The sequence below is a fragment of the Kitasatospora sp. NBC_01302 genome (assembly GCF_035976515.1).
Lineage (GTDB): Bacteria > Actinomycetota > Actinomycetes > Streptomycetales > Streptomycetaceae > Kitasatospora.
In genome coordinates this window covers 6,883,524-6,903,103 of sequence record NZ_CP108404.1, presented here as the reverse complement: position 1 = coordinate 6,903,103, position 19,580 = coordinate 6,883,524, and the positions used below count along the sequence as shown (strand labels likewise).

Annotated in this window: 20 protein-coding genes; 14 read left to right on the top strand and 6 right to left on the bottom strand. The window is 73.8% G+C overall.

Features of this window, described 5'->3' with window-relative positions:
• Positions 1 to 41 precede the first annotated feature (41 nt).
• A complete protein-coding gene (locus OG294_RS30320) occupies positions 42 to 587 on the bottom strand; it encodes an ATP-binding protein (protein ID WP_327069729.1) in 546 nt (181 codons plus the stop codon).
• Between the two features lie 385 nt (positions 588 to 972).
• Between OG294_RS30320 and ureA the strand changes: the two genes are divergently transcribed.
• From ureA to OG294_RS30305, 3 genes are read left to right on the top strand one after another with little or no spacing between them, the layout of a single operon-like run.
• Entirely contained in the window at positions 973 to 1,683 is a 711-nt protein-coding gene (gene ureA / locus OG294_RS30315) for an urease subunit gamma (RefSeq protein ID WP_327069728.1), read from the top strand.
• Positions 1,680 to 3,407, top strand: coding sequence for an urease subunit alpha (locus OG294_RS30310; RefSeq protein ID WP_442789246.1), 1,728 nt, complete (start codon positions 1,680 to 1,682; stop codon positions 3,405 to 3,407). The genes ureA and OG294_RS30310 overlap by 4 nt, the downstream gene beginning before the upstream one ends.
• A 29-nt stretch (positions 3,408 to 3,436) precedes the next feature.
• The gene (locus OG294_RS30305; RefSeq protein ID WP_327069727.1) at positions 3,437 to 4,474 is read left to right on the top strand and encodes an agmatine deiminase family protein; all 1,038 of its coding nucleotides are present in this window, start codon (positions 3,437 to 3,439) and stop codon (positions 4,472 to 4,474) included.
• 7 nt (positions 4,475 to 4,481) lie between these two features.
• Here OG294_RS30305 and OG294_RS30300 read toward each other — a convergent pair whose 3' ends face one another.
• A complete protein-coding gene (locus tag OG294_RS30300; RefSeq protein ID WP_327069726.1) occupies positions 4,482 to 5,126 on the bottom strand; it encodes a peptidoglycan recognition protein family protein in 645 nt (214 codons plus the stop codon).
• Positions 5,127 to 5,222: 96 nt separating this feature from the next.
• Between OG294_RS30300 and OG294_RS30295 the strand changes: the two genes are divergently transcribed.
• Positions 5,223 to 5,843, top strand: a complete 621-nt coding sequence (locus OG294_RS30295) for a TetR/AcrR family transcriptional regulator (protein WP_327069725.1) — start codon at positions 5,223 to 5,225, stop codon at positions 5,841 to 5,843.
• Positions 5,844 to 5,847: 4 nt separating this feature from the next.
• Here OG294_RS30295 and OG294_RS30290 read toward each other — a convergent pair whose 3' ends face one another.
• Positions 5,848 to 7,185, bottom strand: coding sequence for a hypothetical protein (locus tag OG294_RS30290; protein ID WP_327069724.1), 1,338 nt, complete (start codon positions 7,183 to 7,185; stop codon positions 5,848 to 5,850).
• Positions 7,186 to 7,416: 231 nt separating this feature from the next.
• Between OG294_RS30290 and OG294_RS30285 the strand changes: the two genes are divergently transcribed.
• The 4 genes from OG294_RS30285 (at position 7,417) to OG294_RS30270 (ending at position 10,344) form a co-directional block, all read left to right on the top strand.
• On the top strand, positions 7,417 to 7,938 hold the full coding sequence (locus OG294_RS30285; RefSeq protein ID WP_327069723.1) for a hypothetical protein: 522 nt from the start codon (positions 7,417 to 7,419) through the stop codon (positions 7,936 to 7,938).
• A 150-nt stretch (positions 7,939 to 8,088) separates the two neighbouring features.
• A complete protein-coding gene (locus OG294_RS30280) occupies positions 8,089 to 8,820 on the top strand; it encodes a DUF3105 domain-containing protein (RefSeq protein WP_327069722.1) in 732 nt (243 codons plus the stop codon).
• Complete coding sequence (locus tag OG294_RS30275) at positions 8,799 to 9,566, top strand: DUF305 domain-containing protein (RefSeq protein WP_327069721.1); 768 nt, start codon at positions 8,799 to 8,801, stop codon at positions 9,564 to 9,566. Before OG294_RS30280 ends, OG294_RS30275 begins: the two co-directional genes overlap by 22 nt.
• A gap of 187 nt (positions 9,567 to 9,753) precedes the next feature.
• A complete protein-coding gene (locus OG294_RS30270; protein WP_327069720.1) occupies positions 9,754 to 10,344 on the top strand; it encodes a MarR family winged helix-turn-helix transcriptional regulator in 591 nt (196 codons plus the stop codon).
• A 46-nt stretch (positions 10,345 to 10,390) separates the two neighbouring features.
• Here the strand turns inward: OG294_RS30270 and OG294_RS30265 are convergent, their stop codons facing one another.
• From OG294_RS30265 to OG294_RS30255, 3 genes are all read right to left on the bottom strand, one after another.
• A complete protein-coding gene (locus OG294_RS30265) occupies positions 10,391 to 11,971 on the bottom strand; it encodes a DNA-3-methyladenine glycosylase 2 family protein (protein ID WP_327069719.1) in 1,581 nt (526 codons plus the stop codon).
• A gap of 72 nt (positions 11,972 to 12,043) precedes the next feature.
• Positions 12,044 to 13,216, bottom strand: coding sequence for a ribosome small subunit-dependent GTPase A (rsgA, locus tag OG294_RS30260; RefSeq protein WP_442789245.1), 1,173 nt, complete (start codon positions 13,214 to 13,216; stop codon positions 12,044 to 12,046).
• A gap of 269 nt (positions 13,217 to 13,485) precedes the next feature.
• A complete protein-coding gene (locus OG294_RS30255; RefSeq protein WP_327069718.1) occupies positions 13,486 to 14,880 on the bottom strand; it encodes a YihY/virulence factor BrkB family protein in 1,395 nt (464 codons plus the stop codon).
• A 231-nt stretch (positions 14,881 to 15,111) separates the two neighbouring features.
• On the opposite strand from OG294_RS30255, the gene OG294_RS41215 reads away from it, so the two are divergent.
• The 6 genes from OG294_RS41215 to cysD all read left to right on the top strand — a co-directional run bounded on the left by OG294_RS41215 (position 15,112) and on the right by cysD (position 19,579).
• Complete coding sequence (locus OG294_RS41215; RefSeq protein ID WP_329492070.1) at positions 15,112 to 15,195, top strand: putative leader peptide; 84 nt, start codon at positions 15,112 to 15,114, stop codon at positions 15,193 to 15,195.
• A 199-nt stretch (positions 15,196 to 15,394) separates the two neighbouring features.
• Positions 15,395 to 17,119: a nitrite/sulfite reductase gene (locus OG294_RS30250; protein WP_327069717.1), complete on the top strand. Its 1,725-nt coding sequence runs from the start codon at positions 15,395 to 15,397 to the stop codon at positions 17,117 to 17,119.
• Positions 17,116 to 17,295, top strand: coding sequence for a hypothetical protein (locus OG294_RS30245; RefSeq protein ID WP_327069716.1), 180 nt, complete (start codon positions 17,116 to 17,118; stop codon positions 17,293 to 17,295). The genes OG294_RS30250 and OG294_RS30245 overlap by 4 nt, the downstream gene beginning before the upstream one ends.
• Positions 17,279 to 17,998: a phosphoadenylyl-sulfate reductase gene (locus OG294_RS30240; protein WP_327069715.1), complete on the top strand. Its 720-nt coding sequence runs from the start codon at positions 17,279 to 17,281 to the stop codon at positions 17,996 to 17,998. The genes OG294_RS30245 and OG294_RS30240 overlap by 17 nt, the downstream gene beginning before the upstream one ends.
• A 61-nt stretch (positions 17,999 to 18,059) precedes the next feature.
• Positions 18,060 to 18,644: an adenylyl-sulfate kinase gene (gene cysC, locus OG294_RS30235; RefSeq protein ID WP_327071724.1), complete on the top strand. Its 585-nt coding sequence runs from the start codon at positions 18,060 to 18,062 to the stop codon at positions 18,642 to 18,644.
• Positions 18,641 to 19,579 (top strand): sulfate adenylyltransferase subunit CysD, encoded by a 939-nt coding sequence (gene cysD / locus OG294_RS30230; protein ID WP_327069714.1) that lies wholly within the window; start codon positions 18,641 to 18,643, stop codon positions 19,577 to 19,579. Before cysC ends, cysD begins: the two co-directional genes overlap by 4 nt.
• The last annotated feature ends 1 nt before the right edge of the window (position 19,580 follow it).

Sequence of the window (19,580 nt, the reverse complement as noted above, 5' to 3'; positions counted from 1 at the left end):
CAATAACACTCCGGACCGCGGCCCGGATCGGGCCGTGCCCGTCAGGCGCCGGCGGCCCGTCGCCCGGGCTGCGGACGCGGGGGCGCCAGCTCGAACCAGGTGATCTTGCCGTCGGCGTGTCGGCGCACGCCCCAGCCGTCCGCCAGCACCTCGACGAGCAGCAGCCCGCGCCCGCTGGTGGCCGTCTCGGGGGCCCGGCGCGGCCTGGGCAGCTGGGGCAGCCGGGCGCCGCCGTCCCGGACCTCGACCCGCAGCCGCCCGTCGAGGCCGAGCCGGGCCTCCAGCGCCGCGCCGCCGCCGGTGTGCTGGAGCGCGTTGGCCAGCAGCTCCGAGGCCAGCAGCTCGGCGGTGTCGGCCAGTTCGGGTACGCCCCAGCGGCGGAGCGCGGCGCGCAGGGCGGCGCGCAGCGGGGCGATGGCCCCGAGGTCGGCGGGGGCGAGCACGGCGTGCAGGCCGTACTCGGGCGCGCGGTCGGGCCCGCCCGCGCACTCGGGCTCGGCTGCGGGCTCGTGGTCGGACGGGCGGTCGGACGGGCGGTCGTCGTCGGGCAGCTCGGCACCGACGCCGAACCTTTGCTGACTCTCCATCAGTTCTGTCCCCCCAGCAGTGCTCAGCTCCATCGTGAGTCCCGCGCACCCGCGGTCGCAACGGTGCACGAAACGTCGACTGGAGTACACGGGGGGCTCACGGCGCGCGAGTTGCTGACACTCTGTCAACATCCGCCGTCCGGCGGCGCTGGCGCCGGGCCCCCGACCAGGACCTCTCCCGCGGATCCGCCCCCGGAGCACGGCCCCGACCGGCGCCGCCCGCCACGCAGGCGTGCCGGCGGCACCGCGCGGTCACCCCGACGCGCAGCACAACGCGCAGAACCCCGCAAGCCAGGCGAGGCTGGACAGTGCGACCCGATCGGGGTTCAATGGCCAGCACTAGTTTGAACGCCGTTCTAACTCCGCCTACCGCGAGCGAGGCACCGTGCGACTCACCCCCACCGAACGGGACCGGCTGCTGATCTTCACAGCCGCCGAACTGGCCCGCGCCCGGCGTGCCCGGGGCTGCCTGCTGAACGTGCCCGAGGCCACCGCGCTGATCGCCGACACCGTCTGCGAGGCCGCCCGCGACGGCAGGCGGCTGGCCGAGGCGATCGAGGCGGGCCGCACCGTGCTGAGCGCGGCGGACGTGCTGCCCGGGGTGCCCGACGTGGTCACGGTGATCCAGGTGGAGGCCGTCTTCGACGACGGCACCCGGCTCGCCGTGGTCAACGACCCCTTCCAGGGCGCGGGTTCGCTCGGCGAGGACGGCCCGGGCGCGGCCCTGCCCGGCTCCGGCGAGGGGTACGACCCGGTCGAGGAGACGGTGGTCGTCACCGTCCACAACACCTCCACGGTGCCGATCTCGGTCACCTCGCACTACCACTTCTTCGAGGTCAACCCGCGTCTGGCCTTCGACCGCGCCGCCGCCTACGGCACCCGGCTCGCCGTCCCGGCCGGCTCCTCGGTCCGCTTCGACCCGGGAGCCGTGGTCGAGGTCGGCCTGGCGCCGATCGCCGGCGAGCGGGTCGCGATCGGCTTCGCCGGCCTGGTGGACGGCCCGCTGGACGCCCCCGGCGCCCGCGAGGCCGCACTCGCCAAGGCCCGCGCCACCGGCTACCTGATCAACGCCGACGACCAGGAGGTCGAGTCGTGACGTCCATCTCCCCGCACGACTACATCTCCGTGCACGGGCCGCGGGCCGGCGACCGGATCCGGCTCGGCGACTCCGGGCTGATCGTGCGGGTCGAGTCCGACTCCCAGGCGCCGGGCGAGGAGTTCCTGGCCGGCTTCGGCAAGACCGCCCGCGACGGCCTGCACCTGAAGGCCGCCGCCGTCCGCGACACCTGCGACGTGGTGATCAGCAACGTGCTGGTGATCGACGCGATCCAGGGCATCGTCAAGACCTCGATCGGCCTGATCGGCGGCCGGATCGCGGCCATCGGCCGGGCCGGCAACCCCGACACCATGGACGGCGTCGAGGTGGTGGTCGGCACCGGCACCACGATCGTCTCCGGCGAGGGCCTGATCGCCACCGCCGGCGCCATCGACACGCACGTCCACCTGCTGTCGCCGCGGATCATGGAGGCCTCGCTGGCCTCCGGCGTGACCACCATCATCGGCCAGGAGTTCGGCCCGGTCTGGGGCGTGGGCGTCAACTCCCCCTGGGCACTGCGGCACGCCTTCAACGCCTTCGACGCCTGGCCGGTCAACATCGGCTTCCTGGGCCGGGGTTCGTCCTCCGACGAGGGCCCGCTGGTGGAGGCGCTGGCCGAGGGCGGCGCGAGCGGCTTCAAGGTGCACGAGGACATGGGCGCGCACACCCGCGCACTGGACACCGCACTGCGGGTCGCCGAGCAGTACGACGTCCAAGTGGCCCTGCACACCGATGGGTTGAACGAATGCCTGTCGGTGGAGGACACCCTTGCGGTGCTGGAGGGCCGCACCATCCACGCCTTCCACATCGAGGGCTGCGGCGGCGGGCACGTGCCCAACGTGCTGAAGATGGCCGGCGTCGCCAACGTGATCGGCTCCTCCACCAACCCCACGCTGCCGTTCGGCCGCGACGCGCTCGCCGAGGCCTCCGGCATGATCGTCTCGGCCCACGACCTCAAGCTCGACCTGCCCGGCGACGCGGCGATGGCCCGTGACCGGATCCGGGCCGGCACCATGGGCGCCGAGGGCGTGCTGCACGACCTGGGCATGATCGGCATCACCTCCTCCGACGCCCAGGGCATGGGCCGGGCCGGCGAGACCGTGCGGCGCACCTTCGCGATGGCCGGCAAGATGAAGGCCGAACGCGGGCCGCTGGACGGCCCCGACGGCGGCTACGGCACCCACGACGGCGGCGACGACAACGAGCGGGTGCTGCGCTACATCGCCAAGCTCACCATCAACCCCGCCATCGCGCACGGCCTTTCCCACGAGGTCGGCTCGATCGAGATCGGCAAGCTCGCCGACATCGTGCTCTGGCGGCCCGACCACTTCGGCGCCAAGCCGCAGCTGGTCCTCAAGTCCGGCTTCCCCGCCTACGGCGTGGTGGGCGACCCGAACGCCTCCACCGACCGCTGCGAACCCCTGGTACTGGGACCGCAGTTCGGCGCACACGGCGCCACCGCCGCCGACCTCTCGGTGGCCTTCGTCGCCCAGGCCGCCGCCGACGGCGCCTACCTGGACCGGGCCGCCGACCAACTCCCCACCCGGCGACGGCGGGTGGGCGTGCGCGGCACCCGTGGCATCGGCCCGCGCGACCTGGTGCGCAACGCCCGCACCGGCCAGGTCGGCGTGGACGCCGGCACCGGGCTCGTCTCGCTGGACGGCGAACCGCTGCGCTCCGAGCCCTCCGAGAGCGTCTCGCTCAGCCGCCTCTACTTCCTCTGACCCTCCCCCACCCCCGAGGACCCCTCACCATGACCACCCCCGCTTCGCTCGGCTACTCGATGCCCGCCGAATGGCACCCGCACGAGCGCACCTGGATGGCCTTCCCCACCGCCAACCAGACCTTCGACACCCCCGAGGGTCTGCACGCCGCCCGGCTCGCCTGGGCCCGGGTGGCCGACACCATCGTCCGCTACGAGCCGGTGACCCTGGTCGTCAACCTCGGCGAGACCACCACCGCCCGCGAGTACGTCGCCGAGCAGGTCGAGATCGTCGAACGCCCGCTGGACGACGCCTGGATGCGCGACATCGGCCCCAGCTTCCTGACCGACGCCCAGGGCGCGCTGGCCACCGCCGACTGGATCTTCAACGGCTGGGGCGCCCAGTCCTGGGCCAGCTGGGAGCACGACCAGCACATCGCCGAGCACATCAGCGAACTGACGGATGCCCAGCGCTTCGCCTCCCGCCTGATCAACGAGGGCGGCGGCATCCACGTGGACGGCGAGGGCACCGTGCTCGTCACCGAGACCGTCCAGCTCGGCGAGGGCCGCAACGCCCACTGGACGAAGGAGGAGGTGGAGGCCGAGCTGCACGCCCACCTCGGCACCACCAAGGCGATCTGGCTGCCGCGCGGACTGACCCGCGACTACGACGAGTTCGGCACCCGCGGCCACATCGACATCGTCGCCGCCTTCGTGCGCCCCGGCGTCGTGGTCGCCCACGTCCAGCCCGACCCGGCCCACCCGGACCACGCCGTCTGCCAGGAGCTCGTCGCCATCCTGCGCGCCGCCACCGACGCCCGCGGCCGCCGCCTGGAGGTCGTCGAGCTGCCCGCCCCCACCGTCCTGCACGACGAGGACGGCGAGCCGGTCGACTACTCCTACATCAACCACTACGTGGCCAACGGCGCCGTCATCCTGTGCGCCTTCGACGACCCCCGCGACCAGGAGGCGGCCGACCTCCTCGGCGAGGCCTTCCCCGGCCGCACCATCGAACTCGTCGACGCCCGCGAGATCTTCGCCAACGGCGGCGGCATCCACTGCATCACCCAGCAGCAGCCCCGGGTCTGACGCCGGCTCAGCCCGCAGCCCCCGGCGGGGCCTGAGGCGGCCGGGGCGGGCGGCTGCCCTTGCGGGGGCCGGGCGTGCCACGGCGCCCGCCGGGGTGGGAGGGGCCGGCGGCGCCCGGCGGCGGGACATGGCCGCCCGGGGCGGGTCGGGGGGCGCCGGCCAGAATCCAGGCGTAGAGCGGGTCGCCCGGGCACTGGGTCGGATAGCCGTCCCGGTGCCCCTTGACCTCCGACCCGGCGCCGCCCTCCCGCCGCAACCACTCGATGGCGTCGCACACTCCGGCCAGCAGCGCATCGTTCGGCTCGGTGAGCCCGGAGTCGCCGAGCATGGCGCAGACCGCGTAGTGCGCGAGGTTGAGCGGCTGGTTGCCGTTGGCACCCGTCTCGTGGTGCGGGCCGCGTCCCTCGAAGACGTAGGAGTGCGGGCAGATCACGGCGTTGTAGGCGATGTCGATCCAACCCTCGGTGGGGTTGGCCAGGTGCGCCGCCTGGATGGCGCGTACCCGCCCCGCGCACCACTCGTGATGGTCCACCAGATCGGCCGGGACCGGCTCACCTTCGTAGTGGACCTTCACACCCTGGGTAGTCGCCACGTACGTCCAGTCGGCCTTGGGCGGTTGCGCACCCCACTCGGCGCGGGTGACCAGCTGCATGCGACCAGGCTAGCGACGTCCCGCAGGGCCTGTCACCCGACCTGCTGTCACCTAACCTGAGAAGCACCCCGCCCCCGGCCCCAAGGAGTCCGCAGCATGGCAGAGCCCCGGTCCCGGCGGCCCGCGCGGCCTCGGGAGGAGGTGCTGGCGGTGGCGATGGCGGCGATCGCGGAGCACGGGCTGGCGAAGCTGACCATGGCGGGCCTCGGCAAGCAGCTGGGGATGAGCGCCGGGCACCTGCTCTACTACTTCGGCAGCAAGGACCAGCTGCTGCTGGAGACGCTGCGCTGGAGCGAGGACCAGCTCGGCGAGCGGCGGCGGGCGGCGCTGGGGCAGCCGGGGTTGAGCGCCTGGCAGCGCTTCACGGCGTACGCGGAGCTGTATCTGGCCGACGGGCCCGGGGATCCGCGCTGGATCCTGTGGGTCGAGGTGTGGGGGCGCTCACCGGCCAGCGAGGAGATCCGGCAGGGGCAGCTGGCGATCGAGGCACCGTGGCAGGCGGACCTGGCGGCACTGATCGAGGACGGGGTGGCGCGGCGGGAGTTCCGGCCGGGCTCGGCCGAGGAGCGGGCGGCGCAGTTGCGGGCCGTGCTGGACGGGTTCTCGGTGCCGCTGGCGATCGGGCTGCCGGGAGTGGCGCGGGAGAGTTCGGCGGCGCAGGTGTCCGCGGTGGCGGCGGCGCTGCTGAAGCCGCTCGCCGCCACCGCGGAGTGCTGATCCGTCAGTCCGACCAGAGCGCGGCGGCCGTGCGGTCGTCCGCGTAGCCCTTGGCACGGACCTGGACCTGGCGCAGGAAGTCGACCGTGCCGGGCGGGTGCGGGTGGGACCAGTGGGTGGCCAGGAAGTGGGCGACGGCCGGCTCCTCGGCGATCGGCTCGGCCAGCCCCGGCGAGCAGAGCAGCAGGATGTCGCCGGGCGTCACCGGGACCAGCCGGAACCGGAACGGGCGCGGCTCGGGCACGGCGGCCGGGCCGTCCGGGTGGTGCAGCAGACGGGCGCCGTAGGCGTCGATCCAGTGCCCGGCCCGGAGCAGGTAGAGGCCGCCGGGGCCCAGGCCGAAGGCGGCCCGGTGGGTGGCCGCCGGGTCGAGGGAGATCAGCAGGCAGTGCAGCGCCCCGGCGTCCGGCGCCACCGCGCGCAGGCCCGCGGCGGCGCGCGCGGTCAGCCGCTGGAGCCCGTAGCGCAGCCGGTCGCGGGCGCCCTCGCGCAGGTCGGCGGCGAGTTCGGCGCACGAGCGGCCGATCGCCTCGGCCAGGTGGGCGCAGGCCTGCTGGATGGTGTCGGGCAGCGGTTGGGCCGGGTCGGCCGCGGCCCCGGCCGCGGAATCGACGCGCGGATCGACCCGGGGGCGGGCCCGGCTGCCGAGGACGGCGAGCACCAGGCCGTCCGGCGCCTCACCGAAGCGGGTCACCAGGAGCGCGTCCCCGCGCGGCTCGCCGCGGTAGCGGGCGGAGTCGCCGCGCACGGAGGCGGCGCGCAGGGTGAAGCCCGGGTACTGGGCGCCGTCGAGGACCGTGTCGGGGACGACGGCTGACGCGCGTTCGGGGAGCGCGGCGGGCAGCACGGTGGGCTCGGGCCCGTAGGTCGGCGGCCGGGAACCGACGTGCGGCGCGGGGGCGGGCGGGACTGCGGGGGCGGGCGGGGGCACCGGGGCAGGCGGGGCGGCGGGGGCGGGCGGGGCGGCGGGGGGACGAGCGGGCTTGGTGAGGTCCAGCTTGGCGGGAGCGGGCGCGGGCGCGGGGACGGGCACGGGTGCGGGCGCGGCCTCGGAAGCGGGCTGCGACTCAGGTCCGGGCTCGGGCTCCGCCGCCGCCAGCTCAGGCTCCGGCTCCAGGTCCGGCTCCGCCGCCGGCTCGCCCTCCCCCGAGCGCTGCGTCCCGATCAGGCCCACCGCCGAGGCGATCGAGTCGAACCAGTCGTCCACGCTGCCGTCCCCGCCCGCCGCCTGCGGGGTGTCGGGCAGGCGGCCGGCCGGACCCTCGTAGACGTGGGCCCACCAACCGTCCCGCGCGTCCCCGTCCTCCGGGCGGCGCTGTGCTGGGGCGCCCTGGTTGGTCATCTTCCGGCTCCTCGTCGCTTGGCAGGCGTGCGTGCGGGTCAGCTGCGGGGGTGGGCCACCAGGTCATTCTGCCCACGGGCTCGGCCGCTGTCCGGGCTTTGTCCGGGCTTTCCCCGCGAAGGCGACGATCCGGCCTCCGCCGCGGAAACACCCGATCCGGCACGGTTTCAGCCAAAAGAAGCGACCTATAAGGGGGACCCCACCACCCATCTGGCTGATTAATATGTGCGCATGACCGCGCCAGGACCTGTCCGACCGAAGCCGGGGAGTGCCGCTTTCGCCGGCCGCCCGGGCGGCGTGTCGTGGATCCTGCCGCTGGTCGGCCTCCTGGTGGCGCTGCTGGTCGCGCTGCCCTGCGCGGGCTCGGCCCACGCAGCGACGCCCGTCCCGACGCCCGCGCCCGTCCACACGGCGACGGCGGCACCGTCGAGCGCGGCACCGTCCGCTGACGAAGCCGGCCGGTCCCACCTCGGCAAGGACCGCCCCGGCAAGGACCGGGTCGCACCGGGGTACCCCTTCCAGCCGACCCTGTGCATGGTCAGCGACCCCGATCGCAGGCCCGGCGACGGCTGCTCCAGCCACCCGTTCAGTGGCCAGGAAGCCCAGCTGCCGAACGCCCCGCCGCACCCCGGCAAGGCCGACCCGCCACTGCTGGTGACGGTCGCACCGGCCCCGGCGCTCCGCCCCGCGGACACCGAACCAGGGCCGAGGACCGCCCCTGATCTCCACCTGCTTCAGGTCAACCGGACCTAGAGCGGAACCCCCGCCGGTCCGGCCCCGGGCACACCGTGACGTCCCGTTCGACGGTGTCCGCCCCTCGCCCGGCCTGCGGTCTCCACCCCTTCCTGTTACACCTCATTCCGCCGTGCGCACACCCCGCCGGCGGGGACAAGGATGATCTCCGTGGGTTCCGCCTCCAAGCAGACCAACAACGGCCCGGGCGGCAAGAACGCCGGCGCCGCCAAGTCGGACGAGCCGCTGGTGACCAACCGCTCGGCGAAGGCCAAGGGCGGCAAGCAGGCCGACCGCCGCGAGCGCATCGCCCAGCTGCGGGCGGAGGAGCAGCGCCGCGAGAAGCGGATGAAGGTCATCGCCTTCTCGGTGGCCGGCGTGCTGATCGCGGCCACCGTCGGCGTCGGCGGCTACATCGTCGTCGACGCCAACAAGAAGCACGACAAGGAGGTCGCGGCCGCGAAGGCGCCGATCCCGGGCGTGCAGACGTGGACCGGCCTGACCCGCAACCACGTGCAGGGCACGGTCAACTACCCGCAGACCCCGCCGGTCGGCGGCGACCACAACCCGGTCTGGCTGACCTGCATGGGCAACGTCTACGACAAGCCGGTGCAGAACGAGAACGCGGTGCACTCGCTGGAGCACGGCGCGGTCTGGGTCACCTACAACGACAAGGCCACCGCGGACGACATCAAGACGCTGTCGGACAAGGTCAAGGTCACCCCGTACTCGATGATGAGCCCGTACCCGACCGAGAAGGGCACCATCACCCTCAGCGCCTGGGGCACCCAGCTCGTGCTGGACAGCGCCAAGGACCCGCGGGTGAACGAGTTCTTCACCAAGTACGTCCAGGGCCCGCAGACCCAGGAGCCCGGCGCGTCGTGCAGCGACGGGGCGATGTAGTGGCCGCCGCGCAGGGTGGCGCCGAGCCGCCTGCCGCCGACGAGCTGCCCGGCTTCGACGAGACGGACGGGCTGGACGACACCGGCGCCCTCGAGTCCGCCGCCGCGCCCGAGCGGCGGCGCACGCTCTGGTGGCCGGCCGCGCTGGCGGCGGTCGTGGCGCTCTGCCTGGGCGTCCCGGCGCTGGTGGCCAGCGCCTCCTCGGCCTCCGGCTCGTCGGTGTCCGCGCCGTCCACCAGCTCGCCCGAGGCCGGGTTCGCGCGGGACATGGCGACGCACCATCAGCAGGCGATCGACATGTCGTTCATCGTCCGGGACCGGACCGACAACGCCGAGGTGCGCGGGCTGGCCTTCGACATCATCAACACCCAGGCGAACCAGCGGGGCATGCTGATGGGCTACCTCGACCAGTGGGGGCTGACCCAGGCCTCCTCGGCCCCGCCGATGGCCTGGATGAAGATGGCGCCCTACCAGGCGCACGACGGCTCGCTGATGCCCGGGATGGCGACCAACACGCAGCTCGCCCAGCTCCAGCAGCTCAGCGGCACCGCGGCGGAGATCTTCTACCTGCAGCTGATGCTCAACCACCACAAGGGCGGCATCGCGATGGCGCAGGCCTACGCCGACGTGGCGCAGAACGCGGCGGAGAAGCGGCTGGCGGACTCGATGGTGGCCTCGCAGAGCTCCGAGATCCAGCTGATGACGACCATGCTCGCGGAGCGCGGCGCCAAGCCGCTGCCGTCCTAGCCGTCGCAACCGCTGTCGCAGCCGCAACCGCTGTCGTACGAGTCGGGCCAGGACCGCGCCCGTCGGCCCGGGGTCTCCACGGAGATCGCCGGGCCGGCGGGCGCGGTCGTGTCCGGACGGGCGTGCGCGGCTCCGACCGGGCCGTCCGACGCGGAATCAGCAGCGGCAAACCGCTACGCTGTCGCCCATGTCCGCCGCGCCCCGCCCCCTGCCGCCGACCGACCCGGCCGATCAGGCCGATCAGTCCGGCCACGCCGGTTCCGGCCCGGAGCGGGCCCAGGGCCAGGACGCCGCCCGGCAGCTCGGCTCGGCGCTGGAGGAGGCGCAGGCCATCGAGCGGGCGCAACGGCTGACGGACGTCGTGACCCGGCTGCGCCGCGCGCTGCGCAGCAGCATCAGGACCGACTACCCGTGGGAGTCGCTGCCCATGGCGCAGGTGGAGCTGCTGCAGACGCTGGCCGCCGCCCCGCTGCGGGTCGGCGAGCTGGCGGCCCGGCAGAAGCTGGCGCCGAACACGGTCAGCGGTCTGGTCGGCAAGCTGCTGGACGCCGGCTTCGTGGACCGCCAGGCCGACCCCGGCGACCGCCGCACCGCCCGGATCGCGCTCACCGCGGCCGGCCACCAGCAGCTCGCCGACTGGCAGCGCGCGCACGAGCGCCGGATCGCGGGCGCGCTGGCCACGCTCTCCCCCGCGGAGCACGACGCGGTCATGGCCGCGCTGCCCGGCCTGGACCACCTGGCCAGGGCGCTGGCGGGCGGCATCCCGGCCGACGCCTGACCCCTGCCGCCCGCGCTGCGACCGTCCGCGCTGCGACCCGCCCGCGCTACCTCGCGTCCGACGCCGACGCCCCGTCCGAAGGCCCGTCCGACGCCGACGCCCACAGCTGGTGCACCGCGTACGAGCGCCACGGCGACCAGGCGAGCGCCGCCGCCGCAGCCGACCTGGCGTCGCCGGGTGCGCCGAGCCGGACCAGGCCGTGCCGCACGCCGAGGTCGCCGGGCAGGAAGACGTCCGGGTCGCCCAGTGCCCGCATCCGCAGGTAGCCCACCGTCCACGGGCCGATACCGCGCAGCGCGAGCAGTTGCTCGGCGGCCTGCTCGCGGTCCACGCCGGGATCCAGCCGCACGGTGCCCTCGGCGAGCGCCGCACACAGGCCGCGCAGCGCCTGCTGCCGGGAGGCGGGCATCGCGAGGTCGGCCGGGTCGGCGTCGGCCAGCGCGCCCGCCTCGGGGAAGAGCACGCTGAGCCCGCCGCTCGGCTCGCCCTCGCCGCTCGTAGGCCGCGCGGTGCCCATCGAGAGCGGGGTGCCGTAGCGGGCGGCCAGCCGGCCGGCCAGCGTGCGGGCGGCGGCCACGGTGACCTGCTGGCCGAGCACCGCGCGCACCGCGAGCTCGTGCGGGTCGACGTGGCCGGGCGAGCGCAGTCCGGGGCGCCCGGCGACCAGCGGGCCGAGCAGCGGGTCGGCGCCGAGCTGTTCGGCGACCGCCTGCGGGTCGGCGTCCAGGTCGAAGAGCGCGCGCAGCCGGTGCACGGCGGTGGTCAGGTCGCGCAGGTCGGTCAGCCGCAGCCGGCAGTCCAGCCAGCCCCGGTCCGGCCGCACCGCGTCACCGGGCGGGAGTGCGTCGACCTCGGCGATCGCCTGGCCGTGCGGCAGGCGCAGCGTGCGGCGGTAGGTGCGCACGCCCCGGGCACCGCTGACCACCTCCTCCACGCCGGGGACGGCGCGCAGTGCGAGGAAGTCCATCAGGTGCCCGGTGTCGATCGACCCCCGGTAGGCGAGCCGCAGGCTGAGCGCACCGGCCACCGCCGCCTGCGGGCCGCCGGCGCTCCCGCCGCCGCCCGCGCCGCGCACCTCGGCCCGCAGGCCGCTGGGCGTGCGGTCGTAGACCTCCCGCACGGTGTCGTTGAACTGCCGCACCGAGGCGAATCCCGCCGCGAACGCGACCTCGGTGACCGGCAGCCGGGTGGTCTGCAGCAGCAGCCGGGCCGCCTGCGCGCGCTGCGCGCGGGCCAGCGCGATCGGGCCGGCGCCCAGCTCGGCGGTCAGCTGGCGCTGCAGCTGGCGGGCGCTGTAGCCGAGCCGCTCGGCCAGCCCGGCCACGCCCTCGCGGTCCACCACGCCGTCGCCGATCAGCCGCATCGCGCGGCCGACCAGGTCGGCGCGGTGGTTCCACTCCGGGGAGCCGGGCACCGAGTCGGGGCGGCAGCGCCGGCAGGCCCGGAAGCCGGCCCCCTGCGCCGCGGCGGCGGTGGGGTAGAAGGTGCAGTTGACCCGCTTGGGCGTGACCGCCGGGCAGCTGGGCCGGCAGTAGATGCCGGTGCTCGTCACCGCCGTGAAGAACACCCCGTCGAAGCGGGCGTCCCGACTGTCCACCGCTCGGTACCGCGTCTCGTCATCGATCACGGGTCCAGTGTGCGCCGCGACGGGAGGCCGGACTGGCGGGAATCGGACATGACCGTCAGCGGCTCGACCCGGTCACGGGCGGATGTGGTCCCGCGCTCCCTTCGTGCGCAGCTTCCAGACCCGCGCCCGCTCGGCCGCCAACCGGGCGTCGGTGCGCGAGGCGATCCACTCGTTCTCGCGCTGGAGCTTGAGGTAGCTGTCCATCCGGCGCTGCGGCAGCGTGCCGTCGGCGAGCGCGGCCTGGACCGCGCAGCCGGGCTCCGTGCGGTGCGAGCAGTCGTCGAAGCGGCACTCCTCGGCCAGCTCGGCGATCTCGGCGAACGCCTGGTCCAGGCCCTCGCCACCGTAGAGGCCCACGCCACGCAGGCCGGGCGTGTCGATCAGCACGCCGCCGCCCGGCAGCGGGATCAGCTCGCGCGTGGTCGTGGTGTGCCGGCCCTTCTGGTCCACGTCGCGGGTCTGCTGAACGGTCATCACCTGCGCGCCCGCCAGCGCGTTGGTCAGGGTGGACTTGCCGGCGCCGGACTGGCCGATCAGCGCCGTCGTGGTGCCGAGGCAGGCGCGCAGCACGTCCAGTCCGGCGCCGGTCTCGGCGCTGACCACCAGGACGGCGACGCCGGGCGCGACCCGCTCGACGTCCTCGCGGACGAACTCGGCGTCGTGCACCAGGTCGGCCTTGGTGAGCGCGACCAGCGGCTGCGCACCGCTCTCCCAGGCCAGTGCGACGAAGCGCTCGACCCGGCCGAGGTCGGGATCGCCGGCCAGCGAGACCGCGATCAGCACGGTGTCGATGTTGGCCGCCAGCACCTGGCCCTCGGAGGCCTTGCCGGCGCTCTTGCGGATGATCGCGCTGCCGCGCGGCAGCAGCGCCGCGACGGCGGCCAGCGGCTCGTCCCCCTCGCCGCGGGCCGTCGCGGACCTGCCGAGGTCGAGGGCGACCCAGTCCCCGGTGCACGGGTTCTCGATCGTCTCGGCGCTGCCCACCGCGCGGGTGTCGGCGCGGACGGTGCGCAGCTCGCCGCTGTCGGGATCGGCGATGACGACGTCGGCCCGGCCGCGGTCGACCCGGGCGAGCCGGCCCGGGACCAGGCCGGCCTCGGCGAACGGGGTGAAGAGGTCGGCCAGCTCGGCTGTCCAGCCGTGGCCGCCCAGCGGGAAGGGCGCCGGCTCAGCCGCGGGCGCGGCCGAGGAGTTGAGGGAGAGCGAAGAGGAGGAGGAAACGGAGAACGCGTGAGCGTCGAACAACGTGGTGAAGCCCTTCGGGAGGAAAGCGCGGTCCCGGGGGCTGAACGATCGTCAGCCGGCGGCCGGGAAGGAGAGCGAGGTACGAGTGCTGCGCGGGGCAGCCGTGAGCGCGGTGACGGTCATCGGGGCCCACCTCCTGCTTCTGCTTCCAGGGCCGTCGTACGGCCTGACGATCACGTGGACGAGCACGTGCGGTGGCAGCCTAGAACACGCCGCCACCCGCCGCACCTGATTTTTCTACCGCGCCGCGGGCGAAGGGCCCGAGGACCTCAGGAGCCGTCCCACGGCGGCCTCGGCGGGTGGCTCGGCAGCGCCGAGTCCACCGGCCCCAGCTCCCCCGGGAACCGCCCGTCCCCCGCCCACGGCTCCACCGGCCGCTCGGCCGGCGCGCCCGGCAGCGGCTCGGCCGCCCGGTGCGGGGCGGCCCGGCGCGGCGCGGGGCGGTCGGTGTCCGGCGGCGGCGGCTGGACGCGCCGGTTGTGCCGGCGCGAGGGGCCGAGCCGCCCGCGGACGTTCTCCGGCGCCAGGAAGTCGGCCCACCGCTCGGGGTACTCCGAGGGCGCCTCGTCCTCGCCCTCGCCGTTCTCGTCCTCCTCCTCGAAGCCCTCGGCCAGGCCCAGCGCCCGGGCCCGCTGCGCCCGCTCGGCGGCCCGGCGGGCGCTGATCTCGCGGACCACGGCGGCGGCGTGCTGCTCGCTGGCCCGCTCGTTCTCGGCCCGCGCGTCGGCGGTCTCCACGCTGGGCCAGCGGCGGTCTATCGCCGCGTTCATGGCCGCGCCGATCAGCACCGCGAGGGCCAGCACGAAGATCCACAGCAGCACCGCGATCGGCGCGGCCAGCGACCCGTAGATGGTCTGGCCGCCCTCGACCGAGTGCACCAGGTACAGGCGCAGCAGCAGGCTGCAGATCACCAGCATGCCGAGCGCGACCAGCGCGCCGGGGATGTCCTCGCGCCAGGGCGTGCTGGCCGGGACGGCCAGGTGGTAGAGCGTGGTCAGGAAGATGATCAGCAGCACGATCGCCACCGGCCAGTAGAGCGCGCTGACCAGTCCGGAGATGCTCGGCACCGCCGACATCACCAGCCCCGGTCCGGCCACCAGCAGTGGCAGCACCAGGGAGCCGATCACCAGCGCGCCCAGGTACAGGCCCAGCGACATGGACCGGGTCTTGACGATGCCGCGCTTGCCGTCCAGGCCGTACATGACGGTGATGGTGTCGATGAAGATGTACAGCGCCCGGGAGCCCGACCAGAGCGAGAAGAGGAAGCCGATCGAGATCAGGTCGGGGCGGCCCTTGGCGAAGACGTTGAGCAGCAGCGGCTTGACGGTCTGGTTGATCGAGGAGGGCGAGAGCACCGTGCCGGCCGCCGTCAGGATGTCCTGCTGGAGCTTCTGGATGGTGCCGGCGCCGAGCAGGTCGTCCAGGTAGCCGAGGGTGCCGGCCAGGCAGAGCAGCAGCGGCGGGATCGACAGCAGCGTGAAGAAGGCCGCCTCGGCGGCCAGCCCGGTGACCCGGTACTCGACGCAGGTGTTGGTGGTGTCCTTGATCAGCGCCCAGGCCGTGGCCTGCCAGTTCGAACGCCGCGCCGCCCGGCGGGCGCCCTTGCCCCGTCGTCGGGAGGGTCGCTCGGCCCCCGCTCTACTGGTCTCACCTGGTGCTTGCACACCGCATACGGTATCGGGCGGCCCGCGGCACCCGACCCCCCTCGGCTCGAACCGGCGGTCCGTCTTCACTCGTGGCGGCTACGGCAGTCACGCGTGGCGGCACTCGCGGTCGCGCGTGCCGGCAATCGCCGTGCCACCCGACTCCCGGCCGCATCTCGCGATACGGAACAAACTCGTCCATCTTTTGGACACCAGTGGACCGCGCCTCGCTCGGCGTGCGAATCTCTTGCCATGCCTAGCGCCGGAACCACCTTGGTAGGTCGACTCCACGTCGATCTCCTTCGCGTGTCCAGCGCCATCTGTCCGGTGATCTGAAGCCCCACCCCGGCCGCCGCCACCGCACCCGGCGCCACCCTGCCGCTCCTCTTGCCGCCCCGACTGCGCGAGCGCCCAGAGCCACGATCACCACCCCCACCTCCTGCTGCGAACTCGCAGGTCAGCGTGGGTGCGTGCAGGTCCGAGGCCTGAGCGGGCACAGCCTCGTCAGAAACCACCTGCCCGAAGGACGTCTGTTATGGCCACCACTCCCGACCCGGTCGAGCCCCAGCCCGCGGGCGCCGTCGCGCCGCGCGCCGGCGCTGCCCGCAAGGTGACCCGCCACCGCGGCGAGGGCCAGTGGGGCATGGGGCACTACACCCCGCTGAACGCCAACGAGCAGTTCAAGAAGGACGACGACGGTCTCAACGTGCGGACACGTATTGAGACGATCTACGCCCACCGGGGCTTCGACTCGATCGACCCGTCCGACCTGCGCGGCCGGATGCGCTGGTGGGGCCTCTACACCCAGCGCAAGGAGGGGATCGACGGCGGCAAGACCGCGATCCTGGACCCGCACGAGCTGGACGCCGAGTACTTCATGCTGCGGGTGCGGATCGACGGCGGCCGACTGACGGTGGCCCAGCTCAAGGCGGTCTCCGAGGTCTCCCAGCAGTACGCGCGCGGCACCGCCGACCTGACCGACCGGCAGAACATCCAGTTCCACTGGATCCGGATCGAGGACGTCCCGGCGATCTGGCAGAAGCTGGAGGCGGTGGGCCTGTCCACCACCGAGGCCTGCGGCGACACCCCGCGCGTCATCCTCGGCTCGCCGGTGGCCGGCGTCGCCGAGGACGAGATCATCGACGGCACGCCGGCGATCGAGGAGATCAACCGCCGCTTCATCGGCAACCCCGACTTCTCCAACCTGCCGCGCAAGTTCAAGTCGGCGATCTCCGGCTCGCCGCTGCTGGACGTGGCACACGAGATCAACGACGTCGCCTTCGTCGGCGTGGTGCACCCCGAGCACGGGCCGGGCTTCGACCTGTGGGTCGGCGGCGGCCTGTCCACCAACCCCAAGCTGGGCGTGCGGCTGGGCGCCTGGGTCCCGCTGGACGAGGTCGCCGACGTCTACGGCGGCGTGATCGGCGTCTTCCGCGACTACGGCTACCGCCGGCTGCGCAACCGCGCCCGGCTGAAGTTCCTGGTCGCCGACTGGGGCGTGGCCAAGTTCCGCCAGGTGCTGGAGGACGAGTACCTCAAGTACCAGCTGGTCGACGGCCCCGCGCCGACCGAGCCGAGCGGCACCTGGCGCGACCACGTCGGCGTGCACCGGCAGAAGGACGGCCGCTACTACGTCGGCTTCGCGCCGCGGGTGGGCCGGGTGGACGGCGCGCTGCTCGGCAAGGTCGCCGAACTCGCCGCCGGGCACGGCTCGGACCGGCTGCGCACCACCGCCGAGCAGAAGATGCTGGTGCTGGACATCGCCGAGGAGCAGGTCGAGTCGCTGGTGGCCGGCCTGGAGGCGCTGGACCTGCGGGTCACCCCCTCGCCGTTCCGGCGCGGCACCATGGCCTGCACCGGCATCGAGTACTGCAAGCTCGCCATCGTCGAGACCAAGGAGCGCGGGCGCACCCTGATCGACGAACTGGAGCAGCGGCTGCCCGACTTCGCCGAGCCGCTCACCATCAACATCAACGGCTGCCCGAACGCCTGCGCCCGTATCCAGGTGGCGGACATCGGTCTCAAGGGGCAGCTGGTGACCGACGCGGACGGCAGGCAGGTGGAGGGCTACCAGGTCCACCTCGGCGGCGCGCTCGGCCTGGAGGCCGGCTTCGGCCGCAAGGTGCGCGGCCTGAAGGTCACCTCCGAGGAGCTGCCCGACTACGTGGAACGGCTGCTGACCCGCTTCCAGGCCGAGCGCCACGAGGGCGAGCGGTTCGCCCAGTGGACCGCCCGGGCCGGCGAGGAGCAGCTGTCGTGAGCGAGCGTGCGGCCCCTTTCTACTGCCCCTACTGCGGTGACGAGGACCTCCGTCCGTCGGAGACCGGCGGTCACGGCGCCTGGGAATGCGCGTCCTGCCGCCGCGCCTTCCAAGTGAAGTTCCTCGGCCTGCTGTCAGCTACGAACGGGGTATCCGCAGATGAGCACCGACCCTGAGACGACCGCCGCCACCCGCGACCTGGCGGCGCTGGCCACCGCCGCCGCCCGCGACCTGGAGGAGGCCCCGGCGCAGGAGATCCTGCGCTGGGCCGCCGACACCTTCGGGCGCGGGCTCTGCGTCACCTCCTCGATGGAGGACGCGGTGGTGGCCCACCTGGCCTCCACCGCGCTGCCCGGCATCGACGTGCTCTTCCTGGACACCGGCTACCACTTCCCCGAGACCATCGGCACCCGGGACGCGGTGGCCGCCACCATGCCGCTCAACGTGATCACCCTGACGCCGCGCCAGAGCGTGGCCGAGCAGGACGCCGAGTACGGGCCCGACCTGCACGACCGGGACCCGGACCTGTGCTGCTCGCTGCGCAAGGTCGAGCCGCTGCAGCGCGGGCTGATGGGCTACGACGCGTGGGCCACCGGGCTGCGCCGCGACGAGTCGCCGTCGCGGGCCACCACCCCGGTGGTGGCCTGGGACGCCAAGCGCCGCAAGGTGAAGATCGCGCCGATCGCCCGCTGGACCCAGGACGACGTGGACGCCTACGTCCAGGCCAACGGGGTGCTGCTCAACCCGCTGCTCTGGGAGGGTTACACCTCGGTCGGCTGCGCACCGCTCTCCTGCACCCGCAAGCCCGGCGAGGGCGAGGACGCCCGGGCCGGCCGCTGGGCCGGGTCCGGCAAGGTCGAGTGCGGCATCCACCTCTGAGCAATTTTTTTTGACCCTTCGTTACTTAATTTTGGAGCGAAACGTGAGCACAGCCGACACCTTGGCTGCCGCCGGGGAAGCCGCGGAGGCGGCCCCCGCGGCCGCCCCCTGTGACCGCGGCGCCACGGTGTGGCTGACCGGGCTGCCGAGCGCGGGCAAGACCACACTGGCCTTCGCGCTGGCCGAGCGGCTGCGGACCGAGGGGCACCGGGTGGAGGTGCTCGACGGTGACGAGATCCGCGAGTTCCTCTCCAAGGGCCTGGGTTTCTCCCGTGAGGACCGGCACACCAACGTCACCCGGATCGGCTTCGTGGCCGAGAAGCTGGCCGCCAACGGCGTGAAGGTGCTCGCCCCGGTGATCGCCCCCTACGCCGACTCGCGCGCCGCGGTGCGCGAGCGCCACGCCGAGCGGGGCAGCGCCTTCCTGGAGGTGCACGTCGCCACCTCGGTCGAGGTCTGCTCCGAGCGCGACGTCAAGGGCCTGTACGCGCAGCAGGCGGCCGGCACCCTCACCGGGCTGACCGGCGTGGACGACCCCTACGAGGCGCCCACCGCACCGGAGTTGCGCCTGCACACCGAGGGCCGCACGGTCGCCGAGTCGGCCGCCGAACTGCACACCTTCCTGACGACGAGGGGCCTGGCATGACGACCGCGACGCAGCGTCTGCTCGACACCGCGAAGAACCCCTTCGCGCTCTCCCACCTGGATGTGCTCGAAGCGGAGTCGGTGCACATCTTCCGTGAGGTGGCGGGTGAGTTCGAGCGGCCGGTGATCCTGTTCTCCGGCGGCAAGGACTCGATCGTCATGCTGCACCTGGCGTTGAAGGCCTTCGCTCCCGCGCCGGTCCCGTTCTCGCTGCTGCACGTGGACACCGGCCACAACTTCCCCGAGGTGATCGCCTACCGCGACCGCGTGGTGGCCGAACACGGCCTTCGCCTGCACGTGGCCTCGGTGCAGCGGTTCATCGACGAGGGCCGGCTGCGCGAGCGCCCCGACGGCACCCGCAACCCGCTGCAGACCGTCCCGCTGCTGGACGCCATCGAGACGGGCAGGTTCGACGCCGTCTTCGGCGGCGGGCGCCGCGACGAGGAGAAGGCCCGCGCCAAGGAACGCGTCTTCTCCCTGCGCGACGAGTTCGGCGCCTGGGACCCGCGCCGCCAACGCCCCGAACTCTGGTCGCTCTACAACGGCCGGCACGCCGTGGGCGAACACGTCCGCGTCTTCCCGCTCTCCAACTGGACCGAGCTGGACGTCTGGCAGTACATCGAGCGCGAGTCGATCGACCTGCCGGAGATCTACTACGCCCACGAGCGCGACGTCTTCGCCCGCGACGGCATGTGGCTGACCGCCGGCGACTGGGGCGGCCCCAAGGAAGGCGAAACGGTCCAGCGCCGCCTGATCCGCTACCGCACCGTGGGCGACATGTCCTGCACCGGCGCCGTCGACTCCGACGCCGCCACCATCGACCAGGTGATCACCGAGATCGCCGCCAGCCGCCTGACCGAGCGCGGAGCCACCCGGGCCGACGACAAGCTCTCCGAGGCCGCGATGGAAGACCGCAAGCGCGAGGGGTACTTCTAAC